The organism is Burkholderia sp. Ax-1720 (assembly GCF_011753035.1).
Lineage (GTDB): Bacteria > Pseudomonadota > Gammaproteobacteria > Burkholderiales > Burkholderiaceae > Burkholderia > Burkholderia gladioli.
In genome coordinates this window covers 1-8,412 of the sequence record NZ_VWWK01000244.1, presented here as the reverse complement: position 1 = coordinate 8,412, position 8,412 = coordinate 1, and the positions used below count along the sequence as shown (strand labels likewise).

The window sequence follows — 8,412 nt, the reverse complement described above, 5'->3', positions numbered from 1 at the left end:
CCGCCGCATCCGCGCACCGCGCGCGCCACCCGCCTGCGAACGGCGCGCGACCTGCCCCGCGCCGCGCGCCGCCGCTGCCCTGGCTTCAGGCATCCCCGTCACCGACCTCCTCGGCACGATGGCAGGCCACCTGCCGTCCATCGACCTCCCGCAGCGCGGGCACCTCGGCGCGGCACCGCTCGACCGCGTACGGGCAGCGCTGGTGGAACGCGCAGCCCGAGGGCGGCTTGAGCGGCGAGGGCAGCTCGCCCTCCAGCTTGATCTGGATGCGCCGGTCCGACTCGAAGATCGCCGGCGTGGCCGACATCAGCGCGCGCGTGTAGGGATGGCGCGGCCGCGCGTAGAGCGTGGCCTTGTCGCCGAGCTCGGCCACCGCGCCGAAGTACATCACCATCACGTCGTCGGCCACGTGCTCGACCACCGACAGGTTGTGCGAGATGAACACGTAGCTGGTGCCGAACTGCTGCTGCAGGTCCATGAACAGGTTCAGGATCTGCGCCTGGATCGAGACGTCGAGCGCCGAGACGGGTTCGTCGGCCACCACGATCTGCGGATCGAGGATCATCGCCCGCGCGATCGCCACGCGCTGGCGCTGGCCGCCCGAGAACATGTGCGGATAGCGCTTGGCGTGCTCGGGCCGCAGGCCGACGGTGCGCATGATCTGCGCGATGCGCCCGGCGCGCTCGCCCGCCCCCAGTTTCGTGTTGATCGCGAGCGGCTCGCCCAGCGTCTGCTCGACGGTCTTGCGCGGGTTGAGCGAGGCGAACGGGTTCTGGAACACCATCTGCACGCGCCGGCGCAGCGCGGCGATGGTCTCGCCGCTGGCGCCCGCCACGTCCTCGCCGTCGATGCGCAGATGGCCGGCGGTGGGCGTCTCGATCATGGTGAGCTGGCGCGCCAGGGTGGACTTGCCGCAGCCCGACTCGCCCACCACCGCCAGCGTGCGGCCGCGCGCGAGCGTGAAGGACACGCCGTTGAGGGCCTTGACGGTGGCCTGGCCGAACATGCCGCGGCGCACCGAATAGTGTTTCGCGAGCCCGTCGGCGACGAGCACCGCGTCATCGCGGCCGACGGCGCGCGGTTCAGCGTGGACTGCATTCATCGTGCGCCTCCCGACGGATCGATCGCTTGGAGATTCAGGGGCTTGATACAGCGCGCGCGCATCGCGGCGTCGCCGGGCACCAGCTCGGCCAGCGCCGGGCGCGCCGCGTGGCAGGCCTCGACCACGTACTTGCAGCGCGGCGCGAACAGGCAGCCCGAGGGGCGGTCGTCGCGCCCCGGCACCATGCCGGGCAGCGCGGCCAGCCGTTCGGCGCCGGCGTTGTGCTCGGGGATCGCCGCGAGCAGCGCCTCAGTATACGGGTGATGCGGCGCGGCGAAGATGTCGGGCACGCGGTTGGTCTCGATGACCTCGCCGGCGTACATCACGGCCACCCGCTGCGCCACCTCGGAGACCACCGCCAGGTCGTGCGAGATCAGCACCAGGGCCATGCCGCGCTCCTTCTGCAGCGACACCAGCAGGTCCATGATCTGGGCCTGGATGGTCACGTCGAGCGCGGTGGTCGGCTCGTCGGCGATCAGCAGCTTGGGATTGCAGGCCACCGCCATGGCGATCATCACGCGCTGGTTCATGCCGCCCGACATCTGGTGCGGGAAGGTGTCGATGCGGTTCTTCGCGTCGGGGATGCCGACCTGGTCGAGCAGCTCGAGCGCGCGCTTCTTCAACGCATCGCCGCGCAGTCCCTCGTGCAGCTTCAGCACTTCGCGGATCTGGTAGCCGACCGTGTAGCTCGGGTTCAGGCTCGACAGCGCGTCCTGGAACACCATCGCGATGTCCTTGCCGATGATGCGCCGGCGCTGGCGCGGGCTGGCCTTGAGCAGGTCGATGCCGTCGAAGCTGACCTCGTCGGCGGTGACGATGCCGGGCGCGTCGACCAGGCCCATCAGGGCCATCATGGTCACGCTCTTGCCCGAGCCCGATTCGCCCACCACGCCCACCACCTCGCCGGGCGCGACCGACAGGTTGATGCGGTCCACCGCGGGCAGGCCGTTGAAGTTGACGGCCAGATTGCGGATGGTCAATAGATCGTTCATGTTCAGGCCATCCGTTTCAGTTTCGGGTCGAGCGCGTCGCGCAGGCCATCGCCGAGCAGGTTGATGGCCAGCACCGAGATCAGGATCGCCAGGCCCGGCATGGTGACGATCCACCAGGCGTTGTCGATGTAGTCGCGCGCCGAGGCCAGCATCGCGCCCCACTCGGCCGCGGGCGGCTGCACGCCGAGCCCCAGGAAGCCGAGCGCGGCCGCGTCGAGGATCGCCGAGGAGAAGCCCAGGGTGGCCTGCACGATCAGCGGCGCGGTGCAGTTCGGCAGCACCTGCGAGAACATCAGGCGCAGCGTGCCGGCGCCGGCCACGCGCGAGGCCGTGACGTATTCCTTCTGCAGCTCGCCGAGCGCCGAGGCGCGCGTGAGGCGCACGTAGCCGGGCAGCGCCACGATCGCGATCGCGAACATGGTGTTGGTCAGGCCCGGGCCGATGATGGCCACCACCGCCACCGCCAGCAGCAGCGAGGGCAGCGCTAGCAGCACGTCCATCACGCGCATCACGGGCGTGTCGGCCCAGCGCTGGAAGAACGCCGCCACCAGGCCCAGCACCACGCCGGGGATCAGCGCCAGCACTACCGACACCAGGCCGATCCAGAACGACAGGCGCGCGCCGTACATCAGGCGCGAGAGGATGTCGCGGCCGGCCTCGTCGGTGCCGAGCACGAAGCGCCAGTTGCCGCCGTCGAGCCAGGCGGGCGGGATCTTGACGAAGTCGCGGTATTGCTCGATCGGGCTGTGCGGCGCAATCAGCGGCGCGAAGATCGCCACCAGCACCAGCAGCAGCACGATCAGGCCGGCGCCCACCGCGCCGCGGTTGCGGGCGAAGTGATGCCAGAATTCTTGCAGCGCGAGCAGGCGGCCGCCGGCGGCGACCGACGGCAGCGCGTCGGGGAGTTCGCTCATCGAATCACCTCGTATGGCGGATGCGGGGGTTGAGCACGCCGTAGAGCAGATCGACGACGAGATTGACGATGATCACCAGGGTGGCGATCAGCAGGATGCCGCCCTGCACCACCGGGTAGTCGCGGCGGCTGATCGCGTCGATCAGCCACTTGCCCACGCCCGGCCACGAGAACAGCGTCTCGGTGAGCACCGCGCCGGCCAGCAGGGTGCCGATCTGCAGCCCGATCACGGTGACCACCGGGATCAGCGCGTTGCGCAGCGCATGCACCACCACCACGCGCGCCGGCGACAGGCCCTTGGCGCGCGCGGTGCGGATGTAGTCCTCGCGCAGCACCTCGAGCATCGAGGAGCGCGTCATGCGCGCGATCACCGCCAGCGGGATGGTGCCCAGCACGATCGAGGGCAGGATCAGGTGGCTCACCGCCGAGCGGAACGAGCCCTCGTCGGGCGCGAGCAGCGCGTCGATCAGCATGAAGCCGGTCACGTGCGGGATGTCGTATTCGACCGCGATGCGTCCCGACACGGGCGTCCAGCCCAGGGTCGAGGAAAACACCATGATGAGGATCAGGCCCCACCAGAAGATCGGCATCGAATAGCCGGTCAGGGCGGTGCCCATCACGCCGTGGTCGACCACCGTGCCGCGCCGCAGCGCGGCGAACACGCCGGCGGGCAGGCCCACCAGCAGCGCGAACAGCAGCGCGCAGATCGACAGCTCGACGGTGGCGGGAAAGCGCGCCATGAACTCGCCCATCACGCTGGTATTGGTGATGATCGACAGGCCCAGGTCGCCATGCAGCGCCCGGCCGAGATAGTGGAGATACTGGGCCGGCAGGGACTGGTCGAGGCCGAGCCGGTGCATCGCCTCGGCGTGCATCGCCGGGTCGACACCGCGCTCGCCCATCATCACTTCGATGGGATCGCCCGGTATCAGGTGGATCAGCGCGAACGCAAGGATGGTGATGCCGATGAAGGTCGGGATCACCATGCCGATGCGGCGCAACACAAATCGCAACATGGCGGGTCTCGGAAAATCGTGGGGATGAAATGCGACCGGCGACGGGGGGCAGGCCCCCCGTCGCCGGGTCAATTATCGTGCAGTCGGTCCAACGTCGCGATGCCGGGCGCTGCTTACTTCACGCCGACGCCGTCGAAGCGGATGTAGCCGAGCGGCTCGATGCGCTGGTCGACCACGTTCTTGGTGGTCGGCTGGTAGACCGTCGAGTTCGCGATCGGCGAATACGGCACCTGCTGCGCGAAGATCTGCTGCGCCTGCGTGTAGATCTTGGTGCGCGCCTCCTGGCCGGTGGTCACGCGACCCTTCTGGATCAGCGCCTCGAAGGACTTGTCGCACCAGCGCGAGAAGTTGTTGCCGCTCATCGCGGTGCAGCCGAGCAGGGTGCCGAGCCAGTTGTCCGGATCGCCGTTGTCGCCGGTCCAGCCGATCAGCATGGCGTCCTGCTCGCCCGAGTGGGCACGCTTGATGTACTCGCCCCATTCGTAGCTGACGATCTTCGCCTTCACGCCGATCTTGGCCCAGTCGGCCTGGATCATCTCGGCCATCAGCTTCGCGTTCGGGTTGTAGGGGCGCTGCACCGGCATCGCCCACAGGGTGATCTCGAAGCCGTTCGGGAAGCCTGCCTTGGCCAGCAGCGCCTTGGCCTTGGCGGTGTCGTAGGCCGGCATCTTCAGGCTCTTGTCGAACGACCACTGGGTCGGCGGCATCGGCGCGTCGGCGGCCTGGCCAGCGCCCTGGTAGACCGACTCGATGATCGCCTTCTTGTTGATCGCCATGTCGAGCGCCTGGCGCACCGCCAGGTTGTCGAGCGGCTTGTGCTGCACGTTGTAGGCCAGGTAGCCGAGGTTGAAGCCCGGCTGCGAGGGCGTGTCGAGGTTCGCGTCGGCCTTCAGGGTGGCGATGTCGGCCGGGCGCGGATAGCTCATCACCTGGCACTCGTTGCGCTTGATCTTCTGCACGCGCACGCCGGCGTCCGGCGTGATCGAGAAGATCAGCTTCGAGACCTTCACGTCACCCTTGCGCCAGTAATCCGGGTTGCCGTCGAAGCGGATCGTGGCGTCCTTGGTATAGCTGCGGAACACGAAGGGACCGGTGCCGATCGGCTTCTGGTTGATGTCGGGCGCCTTGCCGGCCTTGAGCAGCTGGTCGGCGTACTCGGCCGACAGGATCGAGGCGAATTCCATCGCCATGTTCTGGATGAACGGCGCGTTCGGCTCGGACAGCGTGAAGCGCACCGTGTACGGATCGACCTTCTCGACCTTGGTGATCAGCTTGTCCAGGCCCATGTCGGTGAAGTACGGGAAGCTCACCGGGTAGGCCTTGCGGAACGGCTGGTTGGTGTCGAGCATGCGCTCGAAGGTGAACAGCACGTCGTCGGCGTTGAATTCGCGCGTCGGCTTGAAGAAATCGGTGGTCTGGAACTTCACGCCATGGCGCAGGTGGAAGGTGTAGGTCTTGCCGTCCGGCGAGATGTCCCACGATTCCGCGAGGCCCGGTTCGACCTTGGTGCCGCCGCGCACGAACTCGACCAGGCGGTTGTAGATGGTGAAGGTCGCTGCCGAGAAATCGACACCCGTCGTGTATTGGGCCGAATCGAAGCCGGCCGGGCTGCCTTCCGAGCAGTAGACAAGCGTCTTGTTCGGGATCTGCGCGTGCGCGGCACTCGTGATGCCCAGCGCTGCCGCTGCGACGCCCGCCATCGCGGCGCGCAACAGACGATCTGATTTCATTGTGATATCTCCAGGTCTCGTGCCGGCTGGCGCCGGCGTGCGGCCGATCTTACTTGAGCTTTCACGCCCGGAACAAGCCGGCCGGATCAAGCGCCGGCCCAGGCTTGCGCGGCGATTTCCGGCGTGCTTGGCGGCCCGCCGCGGCGGGCGCGGCGCGATGAAGCACCGGAAGCGGCGCTGTTCGGCCCGGTTCGGCCCTGTTTCGCCGGATCGCTAAACAAACGGTGACGAATGCGCCGCGCCCGCGACGCGGGTCGAACCGGCACGGCGGGGGGCGGCGGCACGCGCCGCGATCGCGCCCGATCGCCGGCCGGGCCGGCCCAGCATGGGCCCGGGGCGGTCCCGGCGCGGGCTTGCCGCGAATCCGCCGGCGCCCGGCCCCGGCCGCGCCGGCCGCCGCGAAGGTCGCGCCTCAGTCCCCCGAGCCCGGCGCGCGGCGCGGCATGCAGGCCACCGCGATCACCGACAGCGCGAGCCCGGCCATCACGTAATAGGTCGGCGCAAGCGGCGTACCTGTCGCCTTGATCAGCCAGGTGACGATGAACTGCCCGAATCCGCCGAACAGCATCACCGCGACGTTGTAAGCAAGCGACAGCCCGGTGGAGCGGACCTGGGCCGGGAACAGCTCGGCGATCATCGCGCCGAACGGCCCGTAGTAGCCCGACAGGGTGATCGCCAGCAGCCCCTGCACCAGCACCAGCCGGCCCACGCTGGGCGCGGCGTCGAGCCAGAGGAACAGCGGGTAGATCAGCACCAGGGTGGCGACCAGCGACCACAGCGAAAGCGTCTTGCGCCCGATCCGGTCCGACCAGGCGCCGGCCAGCGGCGTGAGCACCGTCAGCAGCAGGCCGCCGACGATCACCGCGTAGAACGATTCGGCATAGGGCAGCTTGAGCTGCTTGACCGCGAAGGTCGGCAGGTAGCTGATCAGCACGTAGATCGTGACGGTCAGCGCGATCACCGAGCCCAGCCCGCAGAGCACCTCGCGGCCGTGCTGCGCGAACACCTCGCCGAGCGTGACGCGGCGCGCGCTGGCCTTGCTGGCCAGGAACACCTCCGAGTCGGCCAGGTGGCGGCGCAGGTAATAGCCGATCGGGCCGATCAGCAGGCCCAGCAGGAACGGCACGCGCCAGCCCCAGGCATGCAGCGCCTCGCTCGACAGGCCGTGCGTGACCAGGGTGCCGACCAGCGCGCCCACCAGCAGCGCGGCCGACTGGCTCGACATCTGCCAGCTGCCGTAGAAGCCGCGCCGGCCGCGCGGCGCCGCCTCGATCAGCATCGCGGTGGCGCTGCCGAATTCGCCGCCGGCCGAGAAGCCCTGCAGCAGCCGGCCGAACACGATCAAGAGCGGCGCGCCGATGCCGATCGCCGCGTAGGTGGGCGCGGCCGCGATCACGAAGATGCCGACCGTCATCAGCAGGATCACCAGCGACAGCGCGGCCTTGCGCCCCGCGCGATCGGCGTAGAGGCCGAGCACGATGCCGCCGATCGGCCGCATGAAGAAGGCCACGCCGAAGGTGGCGGTGGTCAGCAGCAGCGAGCCGTATTCGCTGGAACTCGGGAAGAACAGCTCGGCGATCACCACCACCATGAAGCTGAACACCGTGAAGTCGTACCACTCGAGCGCATTGCCGATCACGGCGGCGATCACCGCGCTGCGTCCGGGGCCGGGGCCATTCACGGCCGGTTGGGTCGCCTGCTGCCTTTCGCTTGCCGAGCTCATGCGTCTCCCTCTCCCGCCTGGGGTATGCGCCATGCGCCGCATGGGCGTGGCGCGGTTGTGGTGCAGCGAGTGTAGGGGAGCGACGAAGCCGATTACAAGCGGCACAAAAAAACCCGGCGGGCGGGCTGCCTGCCGGGTTTCTGCTTCGAGGCCAGGGGCGCGCGCGGCGCCCGGCGCTCAGGCCATCTTGCTGAAGGCGCTGCACCAGCCCTTGGCGGCCACGTCCTTGCCGGGGAAGGCGACGCAGGCGGCGGAAGTCGACCCCTTCTTGCCCTGGTACATCGAGCAGGCCGCGCAATCCTGCCCGGCCGCGTATTTCGGGAACTTGCTCTTGTCGACCTTGGTGGCATCGGCCTTGTAGCCGAGCGCGGCCGCGGTGGGATCGGTCTCGGCCAGCATCGGCGCGGCGAAGGCCTCGCGCGAGGACAGCGCGAGCGCCGATACCGCGCCGACACTGGTGATCAGGAAACTGCGACGGGACGTTTTCATGGGGACGTGCTCCAGCTTCTCTTCATGGGGAATGGCCGCTCTGACGGCGGCACCGGCGAAGCATAACGCCGCCGCCACGGATCTGCGCTGCCGAATCCCGGAGATAAGGAATCGCCGAAGCCGGGGCGGGCGGCAAGGCGCGCAGCGCCTGCGCGCGCCTTGCCGGCCATCATGCGATGACGATGCGACAGGCTCGCGACGCCGGCGCGCGCACGAGGCCCGGCGTTGTGCGACAGAAGGTCGCGCAACAGCACGGCGAAGCGGAACGGAAGCCGTCGGCCGAACCTCGCCCTTCGCGCCCGCCGCCTCGTCGATGCCGAACGCGGCCTTCGGGCTCAGAAGCCGATCGGCCGTCGCCTCGGCATGCCCTCGTCGGCGCGGATGTCGCGCGCCTCCACCGCGTCGCGCCCGTCGAGCCGCGCCGCGCCGAACGCGTGCAGCAGCGCG

At 69.1% G+C, this 8,412-nt stretch carries 7 protein-coding genes and 1 pseudogene; all 8 read right to left on the bottom strand.

Annotated elements, in window-relative coordinates; all coding sequences use genetic code 11:
- Positions 1-85 precede the first annotated feature (85 nt).
- Complete coding sequence (locus F3J18_RS33985; protein WP_166916471.1) at positions 86-1,102, bottom strand: peptide ABC transporter ATP-binding protein; 1,017 nt, start codon at positions 1,100-1,102, stop codon at positions 86-88.
- Positions 1,099-2,094 carry an ABC transporter ATP-binding protein gene (locus F3J18_RS33980; RefSeq protein WP_025101343.1) on the bottom strand — a complete coding sequence of 332 codons (996 nt, stop codon included), beginning with the start codon at positions 2,092-2,094 and terminating at the stop codon, positions 1,099-1,101. Before F3J18_RS33980 ends, F3J18_RS33985 begins: the two co-directional genes overlap by 4 nt.
- Before the next feature lie 2 nt (positions 2,095-2,096).
- Positions 2,097-3,008 carry an ABC transporter permease subunit gene (locus F3J18_RS33975; protein ID WP_025101342.1) on the bottom strand — a complete coding sequence of 304 codons (912 nt, stop codon included), beginning with the start codon at positions 3,006-3,008 and terminating at the stop codon, positions 2,097-2,099.
- Positions 3,009-3,012: 4 nt separating this feature from the next.
- Positions 3,013-4,023, bottom strand: a complete 1,011-nt coding sequence (locus F3J18_RS33970; RefSeq protein ID WP_025101341.1) for an ABC transporter permease subunit — start codon at positions 4,021-4,023, stop codon at positions 3,013-3,015.
- A 113-nt stretch (positions 4,024-4,136) separates the two neighbouring features.
- Complete coding sequence (locus F3J18_RS33965) at positions 4,137-5,753, bottom strand: ABC transporter substrate-binding protein (protein ID WP_025101340.1); 1,617 nt, start codon at positions 5,751-5,753, stop codon at positions 4,137-4,139.
- A 412-nt stretch (positions 5,754-6,165) separates the two neighbouring features.
- Positions 6,166-7,476, bottom strand: coding sequence for an MFS transporter (locus tag F3J18_RS33960; protein ID WP_025101339.1), 1,311 nt, complete (start codon positions 7,474-7,476; stop codon positions 6,166-6,168).
- Between the two features lie 177 nt (positions 7,477-7,653).
- A complete protein-coding gene (locus F3J18_RS33955; protein WP_013699671.1) occupies positions 7,654-7,965 on the bottom strand; it encodes a high-potential iron-sulfur protein in 312 nt (103 codons plus the stop codon).
- Positions 7,966-8,300: 335 nt separating this feature from the next.
- Positions 8,301-8,412, bottom strand: a pseudogene (locus F3J18_RS33950) (AAA family ATPase); the annotation flags it as partial.

Bases quoted from the DNA above. Each gene is read 5' to 3' on its own strand.
- F3J18_RS33985 (WP_166916471.1), bottom strand. From the start codon at position 1,102: ATGAATGCAGTCCACGCTGAACCGCGCGCCGTCGGCCGCGATGACGCG.
- F3J18_RS33980 (WP_025101343.1), bottom strand. From the start codon at position 2,094: ATGAACGATCTATTGACCATCCGCAATCTGGCCGTCAACTTCAACGGC.
- F3J18_RS33975 (WP_025101342.1), bottom strand. From the start codon at position 3,008: ATGAGCGAACTCCCCGACGCGCTGCCGTCGGTCGCCGCCGGCGGCCGC.
- F3J18_RS33970 (WP_025101341.1), bottom strand. From the start codon at position 4,023: ATGTTGCGATTTGTGTTGCGCCGCATCGGCATGGTGATCCCGACCTTC.
- F3J18_RS33965 (WP_025101340.1), bottom strand. From the start codon at position 5,753: ATGAAATCAGATCGTCTGTTGCGCGCCGCGATGGCGGGCGTCGCAGCG.
- F3J18_RS33960 (WP_025101339.1), bottom strand. From the start codon at position 7,476: ATGAGCTCGGCAAGCGAAAGGCAGCAGGCGACCCAACCGGCCGTGAAT.
- F3J18_RS33955 (WP_013699671.1), bottom strand. From the start codon at position 7,965: ATGAAAACGTCCCGTCGCAGTTTCCTGATCACCAGTGTCGGCGCGGTA.